Genomic DNA, 16,409 nt, shown 5'->3' with positions numbered 1-16,409 from the left:
ATAGTAGATATGCATGATCTGTTCTGGTAAATGGTTACCCGAAGATACGTTGCAATCCTGAAGTACGATAGTTCAAAATTATTGGAAGAGCTGTTATTGCAGCTCGCTTCGTACTACGCGGAAGTATTCATAGCCTTTCATATGTTGACTTTTCTCCCCGAAATATTCAGCGCGGTATCTGTCGGCTCCGCCATCATAAAGCACTTTCATATTACGTTCATGCATAAACGCAGTAATGTTCTGAGGGTCGAGACCATAATCCCATCCTTCACCGGCGCGGTGCAGGGTTTTGTTGATACGTGAAAATCCTTTGTATCGATGCGGGTTTTCGAGGACGGCCCTGTCGGGGTAGGTGACGATCACCTGCGTGCCGGAAGGAAAGCTGCGGATGAACCGGAACATGGTTTCTGCATGTTGTGCTTCGAAATTGGTGCTGAGATTTTCCCAGAGGAAGAGTGTTTTATAATGATCGCGTTGTTTGAGGAGAACGGGGGAGATGACATCGGCGAGGTGTTCCTTGTTCATATCCAGTTTTACATAATCCAGGTGAATGGCGGGGGACTGGATGAGTTCCCATAGTTTTGATTGTTTGAAATACTGGGTTTCGGGATGATCGACCTCTACAAAACTGACCGGTTTGCCGATGTTGAGGCGATGGGCCCGGGTATCGAAGGTAGCGCTGAGGATGATGATCTGGTTGATATCCTGTTCGCAGACAGCCTGAATGATCATATCATCTATCAGCTTTGTGCGGGCGATGGCGGCAGTATGTGTTCCGGGCCATCGGAGCTGAATATAGGCTGCCAGCAGTTTTCGGACAAATGGTATACTACAGCCGGCAATCAGCGTTTGATGATAACCCTGTAAAAATGCTGCGGCATACGGATCATAAAATAGCCGCTCTTCAGTTGGTTTGGTGCTTTCCATAGCACGGAATAAAGCCATGTAAGTACCGGATTTGGTGGATGGTGCCTTCATGTTAATGTTGTGGTAATGAATAATGTATTCGGGGAGATCTCGGTCTTTCAATTGGTTATTTCACGTGACCATAATATCAAATATATCATAAAATAATCATTTTGACGCTGGGAAAATCCCCCCTTTTCAAAATTCTATACCAGATAAAAAACAGCGAGCAGCGCACCAGTGCTGATCAGCACCCAGAGCAGGATCCCCTGCAGCAAAGGTTGCCATCCTATACCGCTGAAAGCCTGCCTGGTGAGGCCAGTGCCTATCAGGAAAAGGGTAAGGGAAAGAGCCGTTTTAGCGCTGTGTACAAGGTAAGGAGCCACTGTGCTGACTTCTGGCACCCAGGTGTTGAGCAGCATTGCCAGCAAAAACAGACCGATGAACCAGGGAATTTTTATTTTACCATTACCATTCCTGAAAAGCAGCATGGTAATAAAAGCTACCGGCATAATCCAGAGGGCGCGGGAGAGCTTGACCGTAGTAGCCACTTGCAGGGCCAGGTCGCCGTATTTATTGGCAGCGCCCACTACAGAGCTGGTATCGTGGATAGCGACCGCACTCCATAACCCGAATTGTTGCTGCGTGAGATGCAGCCAGTGGCCTACAGCGGGGAATACAAAGAGGGCGAGGGAATTGAGCAGGAACACAATACCCAGTGCCACAGATATCTGTTTCTCACCGGCTTTGATCACTGGAGAGATGGCGGCTATGGCACTACCACCGCAGATAGCGGTGCCACAGGAGATGAGGTGGGAGGTTTTGGGTTCTATTTTCAACAGTTTACCTAACAAAGCACCAAACAGCAGGGTCCCTGTGATAGAAGCAATAGTGAAAAGGAACCCTTCTTTGCCGGCTTTCAGCGCCATATGAGCATTCATGCCAAAGCCGAGGCCTATCACAGACAGCTGCAGCAGCCAATGGGTTATTTTAGGGGTGATGCCTGCAAATGGATTGCCGATAGTTTGTGCGATGGCCAGTCCAAGGAGGAGGGCTACCGGCGGTTCTACTGCGGGTAGCAGCGTTGCCGCGGCGGCAGTGAGGAATATCACTTTGGGAAGATAATGCTGAATCCGGGCCTGTTCAGTTTTTTGTAGTTGCATGGCAGCGTTTTTTGAGACACAAAGGTCCGTTCATTTGCTGCCGGAGTCAAATGTTGAAAAGTGATCGTCCATAACCTCAGGTTATGACCTTCATTAATCCACAGAGACGATAAACTTGTTGAATTTGGTACTGAAATCCTCCTGAAGGGTTTTATCGATGCCATTGAGAAAATGGATGGTGAAGCCGCGCTGCAGTCTGCGGGAGCTGCTGGCAGGCAGTTCCAATGGTCTGGAATGGACTACACCGATCAGCTGTTTACCCTGGCAAACGAGCGCAATACGGTACATCGGGCTGGGATCGTCGATACCGCTTTCATAGTTGAAATACAGTGTATACGGTTTGATGGCTAATTTGTCTTCCTCCAGTTGGAAATTGTGGATAAACGGTGTGAGATCTTCTTCACTATGACCTTTATGCTGGTGGAGGAAGTTGACCAGTGCTGTTTCTACGATAGTGCCGCTACGGATATTTTTCTTTTCCGTATAGCCGTTGAGGGTAGCCCACATTTTTTCGCCATTGGTGGCTACCGGGAGGCGGATATCTTTTTCGAGCACACCGGCGCTGATGCCATTGACTTTTATCTTATGTCCTTTACGAAAGAGGGGTTTGGTATATTCAGCCGCAGTGATATCGATGTTGACCAGCACGGGAAACCAGCCGTTTTTCAGGTTGGCGCAGTACACGGGTATATAGTCCGTGAGGGTGGCGATCACGTCTCCATTGGGACCGGAGCGGATCACGGTGCCGGCGGCCACTCTTTCACTGATGATCGGTGCGGTGGAAGCTGTTTTTGTGTTGGCAGTTTTTTTAGTGGCAGCATTTTTTTTATCGCCTGTTTCATCTTCATTACCAAATCTGCTGTGTTTGTCCGGGTTACAGGCAAATAATACCGCGGCCATCACCAAATAACAAATTTTCTTCATAATTGATTGGAACACAAAGTGTAAGATAGGCAAAAATATCAATTACGGCAGAAAATTCCGGTATAGGGGTAACCGTTAACCATCCGCTGAAAAATGGTTGCAGTCAAAAGAATGTGATGGATAAATCAGTATTCCGAGAAGATAATGTGGTTGCCTACTTCGAGGCGGCGTATTTCCTTCATGCTGGAGAAGGGATCGAGAGGAGACCAGGCCGATGCCGTAAACAGTTGTATCGATTGACCCTGCAGCTGCTGTCCGAGGCTTGCCAAAGAAGCCGTGGGTAAAGAAGCAGGTTTGATATAATAAATCCTGGGATCATCTTTCAGGTGAATAACAAACCCCGGAGCACTCTGGGAAACTTCCAACACCAATCCTGATACCGGTTTGCAGCTGTTTTTATTGACACGGCGGACAGAAGGTATCCCTGAAATAAGCAGCACCAGAATAATACAGGCTACCAGCAATAGTGTAGCAGGACCTTTGTTGTTTGTTTTGTTATTCATCATCAGTTGGCGATATTTTTGTCTCCCAGGGTTCCCAGGGCTGAAGCCCTGGGCTATGGTTGTTGAATTGTTTTAACGGTGTGTTCTTGTTTAATTTAATCCAAGGCTTCAGTTTAATTTAGCCCAATCTAGCATTGGATTCTACTCTAATTTAACTCAAGGCTTTAGTTTAAGCTGACTAAGTATAGGATTTCGGTCTGATTTAATCCAGGGCTTCAGTTCAATTTAATCTAATAGCACAGGATTTTAACGCCTTAACTCAGGACTGCAGCCCAATTTAGTCTAATTAAATCCAGAACTAAAAAGATGAGAACACTCCGTTAAAACAATTCAACAATCTTAGCCCAGGGCTTCAGCCCTGGGAGCCCTGGGAGCAAAATACGAAAATATATGAATAAAAAAAGCAGGCTATAAGCCTGCTCTGTATCAATCTATTAATTTCTTTTATTTTTTCTTCGGGTCAGTATCTTCTTCCCATTCTTCACTTTCATCCCAGTCTTCATCTTCATCCCAATCATCTTCATCATCTTCGATAAGCAGACTTTGTTCAGAACCTGGTTCTACGTTGTTGGCGCGCCAGTGGGCTACGATTTCGTCATTACGTTTTTGTACGGCGTCGAAGCTGTTGATTTTGCCTTCTTCAAACATCACTTCCACTTCCGGGAGTGCTTTGATGGCGTTATAACATTCCTGCAGGAGGCTGATTCTGGAGGGGGCATTACGTAAAGCGCTATACGAAAGACGGATGGCGTCGAACGGGCCGCTGTTATGAAATACTTCTTCTCCGTTGAGCATGGGGAAAAGCCAGATGAGCACATCATCTCCTTCTTCCTCGTCATTCAGGATGCCAAAAAAATCGTCCAGTTGTTCAAATCCCAGTGGTGCAAGGTCTTTGAAGGTCTGGCTTCGTGCCGGATATTTCGGATGTTCTTCCCCGGTGATCAGAAACAGTTCGCCGAAGCGCGGTTTGTCTTTGGCTTTAAACCTGAAGTCGATAAGGATATCGTTTTCCATTGATGGCTAAGCTTTATACTGTAATTTAATGGTTTAATTGGAAAGGTATTAAAATTATTTATCCTGAATAAGTGCTGCCGCGATTTTGCGATAGGCGTTCAGGTATTTATTCAAACGGGGGATATCCTTTTCTCCGAGCGTCGGGATACGTCTGATATCCATGTTGTCTGACAGATCATAGAGTTTAACCGTGGATGCCAGTCTGTTTTGTAAGGTACGATTTACAAAGTGTTCGTAGTCTTCCTCTTCAGATAGTTTGGTTACACAGCGCAGGGCTTCGAGCAGCTGGGGTGACAGTCCTTCTTTTTCCAGTGCTTCGAAGGTCCAGGAGCTGTCTTCCACAACGTCGTGCAGTACGCCCAGTATTTTCTCTTCTGTTGTCCGTCCCATCTGCATTACGCGGAGCACATGGGTAATATAGGGCTGACCGTATTTGTCGACCTGGCCCTGGTGTGCTTCTATTGCGATGGCAATCGCGCGGGTTAAATCCATGGGATAAATGTAGGATTTTTTTACACAAAGGCGCCAAGCCGCTGGGAGGATAGAAAAAGAGCGAAGCCCAAACAGTGTTCCCGGTGGGGTACTGTCTGGGCTTTTGCTGTTGATTATTTTTGCGCTTTCGCGCGAAGTATTACATAAAGTGATAACGCACGAATGCTTCCATGGCAGCGTATTTCTGCAGACCTAACTGGTCGTACAGGTTGGCCGTGTTGGCATTGCGGTCTTCTGCACGTTGCCAGAACTCGCGGAGGTCTGTACCCTGGAAAGGAACAACGTCTTTCTGGCTCTGGTGGATGAAGATGCCGAGGCGTTTCTGCAGTACCTGGTCAGGGCTCATAGGAACAGCCATTTCAATTTCGTGGATATCCCATTCCTGCCATGCACCTTTATACAGCCATACCCAGCAGTCTTTCATCCATTCTTCGTGTTTCAGCCTGTCGAGGGCGGCGAAGATAGTGTCGAGACATACCTTGTGGGTACCATGCGGATCGGCGAGGTCGCCGGCGCAATAGATCTGGTGTGGTTTTAATTTGCGGATCAGGTCAACGGTCAGCTGGATATCCTCTTCACCCATTGGTTTCTTTTCCACCAGGCCTGTTTCATAGAACGGCAGGTTCATGAAGTGGGCGTTTTCTTCAGCGATACCTACGTAGCGGCAGGTAGCTTTAGCTTCGCAGCGGCGGATCAGGCCTTTAATGGCGCGGTTTTCCGGTGTATCTTTCTGACTTGGTTTTTTGGTGCGGATAAATGCTTTGGCTTCATCCAGGATCTGGGAGCTTTTGCTTTTATCGATGTCGAACATACCTTCAAAGCCTACGGCGAAGTCGATGAAACGCAGCAGGAATTCGTCGGTAACAGCGATGTTGCCGGAAGTCTGGTAAGCTACGTGTACTTCATGTCCTTGTTCGTGGAGGCGGATGAAGGTGCCACCCATGGAGATGATATCATCATCGGGGTGCGGAGAGAAGATCAGCACGCGCTTTTTAGCGGGTTCGGAGCGTTCCGGATGCTTAGGCAGCTGCGGGCCGGGTTTACCGCCGGGCCAGCCGGTGATGGTGTCGCGGAGGGCGTTAAATTCTTTGATGTTCAGTTCGTAGGCAGAACCATATTGTACGATCAGGTCGTTGAGGCCATTTTCGTTATAGTCCTTGTCGGTGAGCATCAGGATAGGTTTGTTGAGCTTCATCGCCAGGCTGGTTACCGCTTTGCGGGTCAGGCTGGGAGTCCATTCGCAGTCGCCGGTGAGCCATGGCTCTTTGAAGCGGGTGAGCTCAGCTGAAGCCTGCTCGTCGATTACGAATTTGCAGTTAGGATGCTGTTGCAGCAGGGAAGCAGGCACCTGGTCAGTGCTGTGGCCTTCTACAGAACGGCAAACGATTTTTGCTTTGTGGGAGCCCCATGCCATCAGTATTACACGTTTGGCTTTGAAGATGGAGCTGAGACCCATGGTGATAGCCAGACGAGGCACCTGGCTCATATTCGGGAACTCGTAAGCATTGGCCAGGCGGGTGCTGTTGTCCAGTGTTACAAGACGGGTATGTGAGTTGATGTTGGAACCTGGCTCATTGAAACCGATATGGCCGTTGTTACCGATGCCCAGGATCTGAATGTCAATACCACCGGCTTCTTCGATACGTTTTTCGTAGTCTGCGCAGTATTGTTTGATCTGATCTTTAGGAATAGTACCATCAGGAATATTATATTGTCCTTCCGGAATATCGATATGATTAAAGAGGTGTTCCTTCATAAAGCGGTTGTAGCTCTGCAGGGCATCCGGCTCTATAGGATAGTATTCGTCGAGGTTAAAGGTGATTACATTTTTGAAGCTCAGTCCTTCCTCTTTGTGCAGGCGAACTAATTCGGCGTAGAGATATTTGGGTGTAGAGCCGGTGGCCATTCCCAAAACACATTTTTGATTGGCAGCCTGCCTTTCGCGTATCAGCGCAGCAATTTCATGTGCAACTGCTTTGGAACCCTCTTTGGCAGAAGGGTGTATGTCCACAGCAATTTGCTCAAAGCTGTCAATCAGTTCGATTTCCTGATGATTAATCGTCATTTGTAAACGTTTTTGATTAGATGCGGTTTAAAAACGAGCCGGAAAATTAAATAAAATACTGCTAAAATCTGCTAAAATTTAGCTCTTATTTAATTTAAAAATATTTTAACTTAAAAAGAACGTTTTTTATATTGTATAAGATTAATATCCGGCATATACTCAAACCGCTTTTCGGTGTAGGAGTCATATAAAAAACCGCCCGGGCCAAAAGGGCGGGCGGTTTTACTTTTTACTGGATAATCATTTCATCTATGAAGAGCCAGGCCGGGTTACCAGCACCTTCAGCGCCGGCAGGGATTTTCCCGAAATTGACGGCGTTCAGCTTCACATAACGTCCTCTCGCTGCTACCTTACCCCGTACCTGATTGATGCCGGTTTGTGTAAAGTCTGTCTGTTTATATACCTCTTTATAGGTTTTACCATCTTCTGAAACGGCAAATGTTACCTGTTTGGGTGGATATATCCAGTTGGGCCGCAGGTTCAGCGTGTTCATACCTACCAGGCTGATGTCCTGTACACTATCCAGATCGATCACTGCTTCAAAATTATTACCGTTATAACCAAACCACTGATTGTCGTTATAGGAGGCGATGCCTTCAATACCGTTTACCAGGGCGAAGCTATTGCCGGGATCATAATCTTTTGACGGAGGTGCAGCCAGGGTCACTTTTTTACCCAGACCTTTATGGAACACAAAGTGCTGGCTGTATTCGTTGCCAAAAGGTTTATCGTTCTGAAATACCTGCGCACGGATAGTACCGGTTTGTTTGATCTGTACTGGTCCGCTGTAGGCAGTAGATTGAAGGGAAGGAGCGGAGCTATCGAGCGTATATACGATTTTACCGCCATCGAGCTTGCTGCTGAGCGTTACTTCCACACCACCTTTTTTATTGTCTGTTACGGTGCCGGCTACTTCAAATACATGTTTGGCGTAGTTGACTTTTTTCTGGTCGAGGCGTTTTACGTGTACTTTGAGTCTTTCGAGGAAATTGTCGTAGTTGCGTTTGTCAGCGGGTGACCACAGTACTTCTGCGAGGGCGGAGGCACGTGGATAAACCATGTATTCGAGATAGTCGGTGTTGCCGATGTATTCTGTCCATAAGTTGGCCTGTGCGCCTTTGATGTAGCGGGCTTCGTCTTTGTTCAGTTCTGTGGGCACTGGTTCGAAAGCATACACTTTGCTTACAGGCGTAAATCCGCCGATAGCCAGTGGTTCGTTGTGGCCTTGTGACTGATAATGGTCGAAGTAGCAGAAGTTGCCTGGTGTCATGATCACATCATGTTTCTGTTTGGCAGCGGCGATACCGCCTTCAATGCCTCTCCAGCTCATTACGGTGGCGTTGGGAGCCAGTCCGCCTTCAAGGATCTCATCCCAGCCGATGATCTGGCGACCTTTGCTGTTCAGGTATTTTTCCATACGCTGGATAAAATAGCTCTGCAGGGCATGAGCGTCTTTCAGGCCTTCCTGTTTCATGCGGGCCTGGCATTTGGGACATTTTTCCCAGCGCACCTTAGGGCATTCATCTCCGCCGATGTGTACGTATTTGCTGGGGAACAGCGGCAGTACTTCATCGAGGATATCCTGCAGGAAGGTGAACACGCTGTCGTTGCCGGCGCAGAACACATCGTCGTATACGCCCCAGCGTGTGCCTACTTCATAGGGGCCGCCGGTGCATCCCAGGTTGGGGTAGGCAGCAAGGGCTGCCAGTGCGTGACCTGGCATTTCTATTTCAGGGATGACGGTCACAAAGTGATCAGTAGCATATTGTACCACTTCTTTCACTTGTTCCTGTGTATAGAAGCCACCATAGGGCTTTCCGTCATATTTATTGTCGGCATAACGGCCGGCCATGGTTTCCTTGCGTTTGGAAGCCACTTCCTGCAGGCGCGGATATTTTTTGATTTCGATGCGCCAGCCCTGGTCTTCTGTGAGATGCCAGTGGAAAGTGTTGAACTTATGCATGGCCAGCAGGTCGATATATTTTTTGATGAACTCCACCGGGAAGAAGTGACGGCCCACGTCGAGGTGGAGGCCGCGGTAGGCGAAGCGGGGAGCATCTGTAATGCTTACACCAGGGATGTACATGGCCTCAGCTTTCTGTACGGGAAGCAGCTGAATAAGCGACTGTATGCCGTAGAAGGTGCCGCGGCCGCTGTTGCCATTGATGGCAACGCCTTTGCTGTCTACATTCAGCGTATAACCTTCTGCGTTAGTAGAGTCGCTGCCAGTATGCAGTACGATGCTGTTTCTGTCGCCCTGGTCTTTGATGGCCAGTTCGTAGCCGGTCAGTTCTTTCAGCCAGGCATTAAAAAGGGCGGCTGTTTTGCGGTCGGCATCGCCGGAGGCGACGATAACCGTGTGTTTATCCAGAAGGAAGGAGTCCTGTTTTTCTGTCACGCTCGCGGGCATAGGAATGATGCTCACTTTGCCTTTGGGCGCGTCTGTATGCCGGGAGCCGGAGCAGCTGTATAAAGCGGTTGCCCCACCCAACAGGCATAGGTAGAAAAGTTTTTTCATTGACACATTACATATTTAGATTATGAGAATTATTTCAGTTCCAGATCGCTGAGCAGTGGCCGGTGATCGGAGGCTACGGCTTCTTCGATGACCCTGGCACCGGTAACATTCCAGTGGTGTTTGGGATGGTACATGATGTAGTCGAGTTTCACCCGGGGAGAGTCTGCGGGGAAGGTAGGACCCATCTGTGCGGTGGCGTCTGTGAATATTTTTTTTAAGATCTGTATTTCTTTGGCATTAGGTGTAGCGTTAAAATCGCCGGCGAGTATCACCGGTGTTTGTGTTTCCCTGAAATATTCTGCCAGTGTGATGGCTTGTGCGATGCGGTCGCCGGCATGTTTTTCTGAGTCGAGGTGAGTGCTTACAAAACGAAGCAGGCTGTCACCAGGTAGTTTTACGGTGATCACGCCGGCTACTCTGGGCTCTGTACCTGGTTTCGCGGAAGGCAGCGGTACGGTGACAGCTTCTGTAATAGGGAAGCGTGACAGGATACCAGTGCCATAACCACCGCCATCAAAGTCCATCGCTTTGGCAAAATAGGTATACATGCCTGTGATAGATGCCAGTTCTTTCAGCTGGTCTGTGTGTTTGGTACGCTGGGTAGCACTGTCTACTTCCTGCAGTGCCACCAGGTCGGGATTGGTGGCAAGGATCACGTTGGCAATACCCTGGAGGTCGAGCACTCCTTTGATGTTTTCGCCGTGATGGATGTTGTAGGTCAGTACTTTTACCTTTTGTTGGGCAGTCAGTGAAAACCCTGTCAGCCATATGACAGTGAGGAGCAGCAATTTTTTCATAGCATGTATATTTGATGATTTCCGGATTCCGGTGTTTGATATTGAATGAAAATCAAAAAACCGAAATCCGAAAATAAGGAATTACTTAAATGCTTCTTTCACGGGTCTTCCGGTCCATACCTGCGGTGTTTTGAGACCGAAGATCCAGGCGATAGTGGCGGCAGTATCGTAGGTTACAACACTGGTGCTAAGTTCTTTGTTTGCCTTTACGCCCGGGCCGCGGATGATCCATGGAATCTGCATCTCTTCCATGGTTTTGCCGCCATGACCTTTTTTAATACCACCATGATCTGCTGTGAGCAGGATGATGGTATTGTCCCACATACCGGCATCTTTAACAGCCTGTAATATTTTGCCCAGCAGCTCGTCATTTTTTTTCACCTGATCGAAGTAGGGTTGGATATTATGACCAATATTATGTCCTACACCATCAGGCTGATCAAAATGTATGAAGAGGAAGTCTGGTTTTTTTTCTTTGATATAAGCTACCGATGCTTCAGTGGCGAGGCTGTCATTGTCTTTGGTGCCGAGGTCCTTGTTGACTGCGGCTTTAGGGAACAGATAACCGATCCCTTCCCAGCTGTAGATGACGCCTATTTCGGCTTTGGGTTTCTGTTCACGCAACAGGGTGTAGATAGAGGGGAACATGCCGTACTGGTCGAGGGTTCGGGAAGGCAGCTCTGGTTTGCGGCTGTCCCATTCGGTATAGCCGTGGATTTCAGGGCCTGCGCCCATCACCATCGAAGCCCAGTTGACTGCACTGGAAGAAGGCAGTACACTGCGGGCCTGAAGCGTCCAGGCGCCATCCTTCATCAGCTGTTTCATATTTGGATTGTCGACCTTGGGAAAACAATAAGCACCAAAGCCGTCCATGCCGATCAGGATAACATGTTTCACACCTTTGACCTGTGCGTGCGCGAAAAGTCCGCCCAGCAACAGTCCGGTTGCAATGATCAGTTTTTTCATTTCGTTGTTCACTTTTAAAAGGCATGCACGGCCATGATGAGACCGTGCAGCGAATATTTGTACAGGTGCTAATATAGCCTACTGTTTCATCTCATGCAAGGCTTTTTCTGCGAGTTCACGAATTTGTAATACTTCTTTGCGTTGAGTGAGAGAGATACCATATTCCGGTACGCCGGGAATACCGCCCATACTCACGTTAGGGTTGCGGTACACCATTTTGCTGTCCTCGTAGGCTTTGGCAGAGGTATGGTATTCCATTACGCCGGTAGTTTTGATCAGCTGAGCGATATTATTAGCTCTGACGCCGGAACCAGCCATGATGATGATACGGTCATTGGCTCTTTCCACGAGGTCTTTCAGCAGGGAGGCGCCTTCTACGGCTGTATTGCGTGAGCCGGAGGTGAGGATACGCTCACAGCCGATTTCGATAATGTCTTCCAGTGCTTCAAACGGGTTGTCGGTCATATCGAAGGCACGGTGAAAGGTTACGCCCATCGGCCAGGCCAGGTCTACCAGCTCTTTGCAGCGATGTTTGTCTACGCGGCCGTCGGGGGTGAGCATACCGATTACTACACCGTTGCAGCCCAGCTGTTTGCACAGTTCGATATCTTTTTTCATGACTTCAAATTCCAGGTCGGAATAGAGGAAGTCGCCGCCTCTGGGGCGTATGATAGGGTAGAGATCAATTTTTACTTTTTCCCTGGCTATGGCAATAGTAGCATAGCTGGGGGTGGTGCCGCCTTCCAGCAGGTTATCACACAGTTCTATACGATTGGCGCCGCCTTCTTCGGCAGCTATGCAGGAGGCTACGGAATTGGCGCATATTTCGAGGACAAAAGACATAAGCATTTGGTTATTTGGGTTATTGGGTTATTTGATTATTTAAGAGAGTTCATATGTTCTTCAAATATCAAAATAATCAAATAACCCAATGGCAAATTAAAAATAATGTTTACCGTCTATCAGTGTGTTATTCACATCTTTATTGAGTACGGCATAGCTAAATCCTTTCTGGAGGCAGTAAGCGCCGTATTGTCCTTTTTTGTTGAGGGCGAGGAAGCCTACTTGTATTTCCTTTGCTTTGGAGGGGCTTCTTTTTACGATACGTTCTACTGCTTCCTTGCAGGCTTTTTCCGGTGGATAGCCCTGACGCATCAGTTCCACTACCAGATGGCTGCCTACTATTTTGATCACTTCTTCCCCTACGCCGGTGCTGGTGGCGGCGCCTACTTCGTTGTCCACATAAAGGCCTGCGCCGATAATGGGGGAGTCGCCTACGCGGCCATGAAGTTTGAAGGCCATGCCACTGGTGGTGCAGGCGCCGGAGAGATTACCTTCCGCATCCATAGCCACCATGCCGATAGTATCGTGGTTATATACGTTGCCCGGCAGCATGAGCGGATTAAACGCTGTAGCGCCGTTGGTGGGTGTATATGATTTGTTTTCTATGTTGATAACAGGTTTGTATTCGGATGTTTTGAGCCATTCTTTCCAGGCTTTCTCTGCTTCTGGTGTCAGCAGGTTTTCTTTTTGGAAACCGTTGGCCAGTGCGAACTGCAGGGCACCGTCGCCTACCAGCATGACATGTGGTGTTTTTTCCATTACCAGTCTGGCAACGGAGATGGCATGTGTAACATGTTCGAGGGCTGCTACGGAGCCGCAGTTGCCGTGTTCGTCCATGATACAGGCGTCGAGGGTCACACGGCCGTCGCGGTCGGGATAGCCGGAATAACCTACGGTGTGGTTATTGGGGTCGGCTTCAGGCACGCGTACGCCGGCTTCAACTGCATCGAGGGCGCGGCCTCCTTTTTTCAGTATCTCCCAGGCGGCTTCATTGGCGGCACGACCGAAGTCCCAGGTGGAGAGTACGATAGGCTTACCTTTTACGGGGCCTTTGGCTTGTGAGCGTGCAGCCGTAGCTGTTACACTGTCTAAAGAGAAAACAGCGGCACTGAGGGCCGCTGTTTTCAGAAAATTTCTTCTATTTTTCATATTACTTTAATTAGCTGTCAGGTAGCCGGCAGGCTAGTCTTTCATTTCCCAGGCCAGTGCACTGGCACCCAGAATAGCGGCATCGCTTTCTTTAAGTTCTGAGAACACCAATTTAACTTTATTCTGGAAGATAGGGAGCAGATTTTTTTCCATATGCTCTCTTACCGGTTTCATGATCAGGTCTCCTGCTTTGGTGAGGCCACCGAAGAGGATGATGGCTTCCGGGCTGGAGAACATAACGAAATTGGCCAGGGCAGCGCCCAGTATTTCGCCGGTGAACTCGTATACTTCCATGGCTAGCGGATCGCCTTTCATGGCAGCTTCGTAGATCAGTTTGGAATTGATTTCCTCTTTGGTATGTTCCCGCATCATGCTGGGCATATCCGGACGGGTAGCCAGGAATTCCAGGGCGGTGTTGGTAACACCGGTAGCGGAAGCATAGGCTTCGAGGGAGCCATGTGCGCCGGTTCCGGGATGGAAACGGCCGCCGGGGATCACAATGATGTGTCCCAGTTCGCCGGCAAAACCATCATGACCGTATATCAGCTGTCCGTTGGCTACGATACCGCTGCCTACGCCGGTGCCCAGGGTGATCACAATAAAATCTTTCATACCTCTGGCGGCGCCGTAGATCAGTTCTCCGAGAGCGGCCGCATTGGCGTCGTTGGTGAGAACTGCCGGCAGTCCGAATTTTTTCTCCAGCAGGCTAGCCAAGGGTACTACCCCTTTCCAGCGCAGATTGGGCGCATATTCGATATTACCGTTGTAATAGTTGCCATTGGGAGCACCTACGCCAATGCCTTTAATATTTTCGATGCCGCCAACTTCTGCTATCAATATAGACAGCTGTTGGTGCAGTTCTTCGAGGAAACAGTTTACATCTTCATGCTTATTCGTTAACATACGACCATCACACAAAATATTTCCTCTGCGATCTACAATGCCGAATTTGGTATTAGTCCCTCCGATATCAATGCCCACCACTAGTTGCTGACTCATAATCGATTCCTTGAGATTTTAATATGTTTTTAACTCTAAATGCAAAAAATGCGAGATAAGCAAAGCACAGCCCCGGAATGATATAGGAGGCGTGGATACCTATGCTCGGAATGTCGGCGAGGCCGCCCTGTACAGGAGGAACGAGGGAACCGCCGAGGATCATCATGATCAGGAATGCAGAACCCTGGCCGGTATATTTACCCAGGCCACCGATGGATAATGCGAAGATGCTGGGCCACATTACAGAGCAGAACAGACCACCGCTGATGAAGGCGAATGTGGCGAGTGCGCCGCTGGTGAAGAGGCCAACCAGCACCATGCCTACGCCCAGCAGACCAAATACCATGAGGGTTTTGGCAGGTTTGTCCTGGCCGGCGAAGAAGCCGATGATTTGAATCGCGATGCAGATAGTGTATGGATATAAGACAGTTACATCGTTGCCTTTGGCAATGTTGGCGCCAAGAATAACGCCGTAAGCGATGAAAGGAACGATTACGCTCAGAATCTTACGGGTGGTTTTGGAGACGTTGAATACGCTGATGGCGCCAGTCCAGCGGCCGATCATCATACTACCCCAGAACAGCGATACATAAGGGTCCAGCTCTGATTCCGCCAGCCCTTTGGGGGTGAGGAAACCAGGATGTTTCAGTAATGCACCGAGATTGCTGGCGATGGTCACTTCCCCGCCTACATAAATAAAGATGGCGAGCATGCCCAGTATCAGCTGGGGATATTTCATGGCGCCCCATCCTTCGCTGTTGGCGGCAGAAGCACTTTTAGCATAGAGGAGTATACCGATGATTCCTATGATACCTGCAATGAAGAAAGGCAGTTCATATTTCAGCACCAGTCCGAGCAGGATCATGATAAACATGACGGTGATGCCTATGATGGATTGGGTAGCTTTTGGGGATGTTTCAAATACTTCGTTGTCCTGGCTTTCCGGCATTTTCACAAACGCGAAGATGGCAGCAGCGACGAGGAACAATACGATCAGCATTATATATAAGGTATTGATTTTGCTGATATCGGAGCTGACATCACCGCCCTTGCTATTACCGAAGAGCAGCATGCTCACGATAACAGGGCCGATGGTAGTACCGAAGGAGTTGATACCGCCGGCGAGGTTGAGACGGTGTGAACCTTTGGCAGGATCACCCAGCAGGATGGCAAACGGATTGGCCGCTGTTTGTTGAAGGGAGAAACCGAGTGCCACGATGAAAAGCGCCATCAGGATAAGTGCGAAGTAACCGAAGGTAACGGTTTGCTGATGGTCTGTTTGCAGCGCGGTAACGATTTTTTCGATACTGGATTTGTTGAAGGTACCCGCATACTGATGATGTTCTTCATCTTTGGTGAAGCCCTGTGGAATCTCTGCCAGCAGGTGCGGGTTGTTGATGTACTTGTCTGCGGCTTCATTGCCGGAGATCAGGAGGGAGTAAGTGTCTTTTTCTTTTTCACGACGGATTTTCACCTGCCGATCAGAAGTCTGTAATTGTTGTTCTACCTGGAAACTGCTGATGTCGCTGATGGTTTCCTTGATGGGAACAATTTTTTCTTTGTTGACACAGGGGATCATGATAGCAGATCCAAGTACGGAAATTAATAAACCGTAAATAATACCCTTCTTATATCCTATTTTATTAAGGATATCTACTTTTCTTGCCGCAGATGCCAGATACAGGATGAGGGAGCCGATGAAATAGGCGCTGTAAAAGGAGAAGTCAACCAGTTGAGACTCAAGTTGGGTAAGGTTAAAGTGAGATTTACAGAAAGGGATAAATATACTGTTGGATGCAGCCAGGAAACCCCAGAAAAAGAACACCAGTATAAGCACAAAGAACGACGGATGTGTACTTTGTGCGCCTTGCTTTGTTTGCTGAGCCATAAACGCGTTAAGTTACAGTGAAATTTTGCCGGATAAATGTATAATATTTTTTTAAGGAATTTCTAAAAAACCAAATAAACCGTTGCATTTTTTTTCGATGATAAAACGTTTTAGCTAATATATTTATGAATTGTAGCATAAAATATAACCGAAGTTCATTATGTTCGCGTTTATCTAAAATC

Annotated in this window: 13 protein-coding genes and 1 pseudogene; all 14 read right to left on the bottom strand. The window is 48.3% G+C overall.

Translation table 11 applies throughout. The features are described from left to right. Nucleotides 1–93 precede the first annotated feature (93 nt). The 14 genes and pseudogenes from DF182_RS06845 to DF182_RS06780 all read right to left on the bottom strand — a co-directional run bounded on the left by DF182_RS06845 (nt 94) and on the right by DF182_RS06780 (nt 16,227). Nucleotides 94–978 (bottom strand): class I SAM-dependent methyltransferase, encoded by an 885-nt coding sequence (locus tag DF182_RS06845; RefSeq protein ID WP_113614905.1) that lies wholly within the window; start codon nt 976–978, stop codon nt 94–96. Between the two features lie 134 nt (nt 979–1,112). Next, the gene (locus tag DF182_RS06840) at nt 1,113–2,069 is read right to left on the bottom strand and encodes a YeiH family protein (RefSeq protein ID WP_113614904.1); all 957 of its coding nucleotides are present in this window, start codon (nt 2,067–2,069) and stop codon (nt 1,113–1,115) included. A 93-nt stretch (nt 2,070–2,162) separates the two neighbouring features. Then, on the bottom strand, nt 2,163–2,993 hold the full coding sequence (locus tag DF182_RS06835) for a hypothetical protein (RefSeq protein WP_147243365.1): 831 nt from the start codon (nt 2,991–2,993) through the stop codon (nt 2,163–2,165). Between the two features lie 125 nt (nt 2,994–3,118). After that, the gene (locus DF182_RS06830; protein WP_113614902.1) at nt 3,119–3,499 is read right to left on the bottom strand and encodes a hypothetical protein; all 381 of its coding nucleotides are present in this window, start codon (nt 3,497–3,499) and stop codon (nt 3,119–3,121) included. A gap of 441 nt (nt 3,500–3,940) precedes the next feature. Next, nucleotides 3,941–4,510, bottom strand: coding sequence for a hypothetical protein (locus DF182_RS32575; RefSeq protein WP_211327070.1), 570 nt, complete (start codon nt 4,508–4,510; stop codon nt 3,941–3,943). Nucleotides 4,511–4,564: 54 nt separating this feature from the next. Next, nucleotides 4,565–5,002 (bottom strand): HD domain-containing protein, encoded by a 438-nt coding sequence (locus DF182_RS06820; RefSeq protein ID WP_113614901.1) that lies wholly within the window; start codon nt 5,000–5,002, stop codon nt 4,565–4,567. A 139-nt stretch (nt 5,003–5,141) separates the two neighbouring features. Next, nucleotides 5,142–7,073 (bottom strand): annotated as a pseudogene (gene nagB / locus DF182_RS06815) (glucosamine-6-phosphate deaminase); the annotation flags it as partial. Nucleotides 7,074–7,296: 223 nt separating this feature from the next. Continuing rightward, nucleotides 7,297–9,585: a glycoside hydrolase family 20 protein gene (locus tag DF182_RS06810; protein WP_113614899.1), complete on the bottom strand. Its 2,289-nt coding sequence runs from the start codon at nt 9,583–9,585 to the stop codon at nt 7,297–7,299. Nucleotides 9,586–9,614: 29 nt separating this feature from the next. Further along, nucleotides 9,615–10,382, bottom strand: a complete 768-nt coding sequence (locus DF182_RS06805) for an endonuclease/exonuclease/phosphatase family protein (RefSeq protein ID WP_113614898.1) — start codon at nt 10,380–10,382, stop codon at nt 9,615–9,617. 81 nt (nt 10,383–10,463) lie between these two features. Continuing rightward, entirely contained in the window at nt 10,464–11,348 is an 885-nt protein-coding gene (locus tag DF182_RS06800; RefSeq protein ID WP_113614897.1) for an alkaline phosphatase, read from the bottom strand. 78 nt (nt 11,349–11,426) lie between these two features. Then, nucleotides 11,427–12,191: a copper homeostasis protein CutC gene (locus DF182_RS06795; RefSeq protein ID WP_245957384.1), complete on the bottom strand. Its 765-nt coding sequence runs from the start codon at nt 12,189–12,191 to the stop codon at nt 11,427–11,429. Between the two features lie 96 nt (nt 12,192–12,287). After that, nucleotides 12,288–13,340 (bottom strand): N(4)-(beta-N-acetylglucosaminyl)-L-asparaginase, encoded by a 1,053-nt coding sequence (locus DF182_RS06790; protein ID WP_113614895.1) that lies wholly within the window; start codon nt 13,338–13,340, stop codon nt 12,288–12,290. Nucleotides 13,341–13,373: 33 nt separating this feature from the next. Further along, on the bottom strand, nt 13,374–14,339 hold the full coding sequence (locus tag DF182_RS06785; RefSeq protein WP_113614894.1) for an ROK family protein: 966 nt from the start codon (nt 14,337–14,339) through the stop codon (nt 13,374–13,376). After that, entirely contained in the window at nt 14,311–16,227 is a 1,917-nt protein-coding gene (locus DF182_RS06780) for an MFS transporter (RefSeq protein ID WP_211327069.1), read from the bottom strand. The genes DF182_RS06785 and DF182_RS06780 overlap by 29 nt, the downstream gene beginning before the upstream one ends. Between the last annotated feature and the right edge of the window lie 182 nt (nt 16,228–16,409).

Origin of the sequence: Chitinophaga flava (assembly GCF_003308995.1) — a bacterium.
Classification (GTDB): Bacteria; Bacteroidota; Bacteroidia; order Chitinophagales; family Chitinophagaceae; genus Chitinophaga; species Chitinophaga flava.
This window is presented reverse-complemented; position numbering and strand designations above follow the sequence as displayed.

What these genes read in the sequence shown, in the direction of transcription:
- DF182_RS06835 (WP_147243365.1), bottom strand. Translation starts at nt 2,993, where the DNA reads ATGAAGAAAATTTGTTATTTGGTGATGGCCGCGGTATTATTTGCCTGT.
- DF182_RS06795 (WP_245957384.1), bottom strand. Translation starts at nt 12,191, where the DNA reads ATGTCTTTTGTCCTCGAAATATGCGCCAATTCCGTAGCCTCCTGCATA.
- DF182_RS06785 (WP_113614894.1), bottom strand. Translation starts at nt 14,339, where the DNA reads ATGAGTCAGCAACTAGTGGTGGGCATTGATATCGGAGGGACTAATACC.
- DF182_RS32575 (WP_211327070.1), bottom strand. Translation starts at nt 4,510, where the DNA reads ATGGAAAACGATATCCTTATCGACTTCAGGTTTAAAGCCAAAGACAAA.
- DF182_RS06780 (WP_211327069.1), bottom strand. Translation starts at nt 16,227, where the DNA reads ATGGCTCAGCAAACAAAGCAAGGCGCACAAAGTACACATCCGTCGTTC.
- DF182_RS06805 (WP_113614898.1), bottom strand. Translation starts at nt 10,382, where the DNA reads ATGAAAAAATTGCTGCTCCTCACTGTCATATGGCTGACAGGGTTTTCA.
- DF182_RS06840 (WP_113614904.1), bottom strand. Translation starts at nt 2,069, where the DNA reads ATGCAACTACAAAAAACTGAACAGGCCCGGATTCAGCATTATCTTCCC.
- DF182_RS06830 (WP_113614902.1), bottom strand. Translation starts at nt 3,499, where the DNA reads ATGATGAATAACAAAACAAACAACAAAGGTCCTGCTACACTATTGCTG.
- DF182_RS06790 (WP_113614895.1), bottom strand. Translation starts at nt 13,340, where the DNA reads ATGAAAAATAGAAGAAATTTTCTGAAAACAGCGGCCCTCAGTGCCGCT.
- DF182_RS06810 (WP_113614899.1), bottom strand. Translation starts at nt 9,585, where the DNA reads ATGAAAAAACTTTTCTACCTATGCCTGTTGGGTGGGGCAACCGCTTTA.
- DF182_RS06820 (WP_113614901.1), bottom strand. Translation starts at nt 5,002, where the DNA reads ATGGATTTAACCCGCGCGATTGCCATCGCAATAGAAGCACACCAGGGC.
- DF182_RS06845 (WP_113614905.1), bottom strand. Translation starts at nt 978, where the DNA reads ATGAAGGCACCATCCACCAAATCCGGTACTTACATGGCTTTATTCCGT.
- DF182_RS06800 (WP_113614897.1), bottom strand. Translation starts at nt 11,348, where the DNA reads ATGAAAAAACTGATCATTGCAACCGGACTGTTGCTGGGCGGACTTTTC.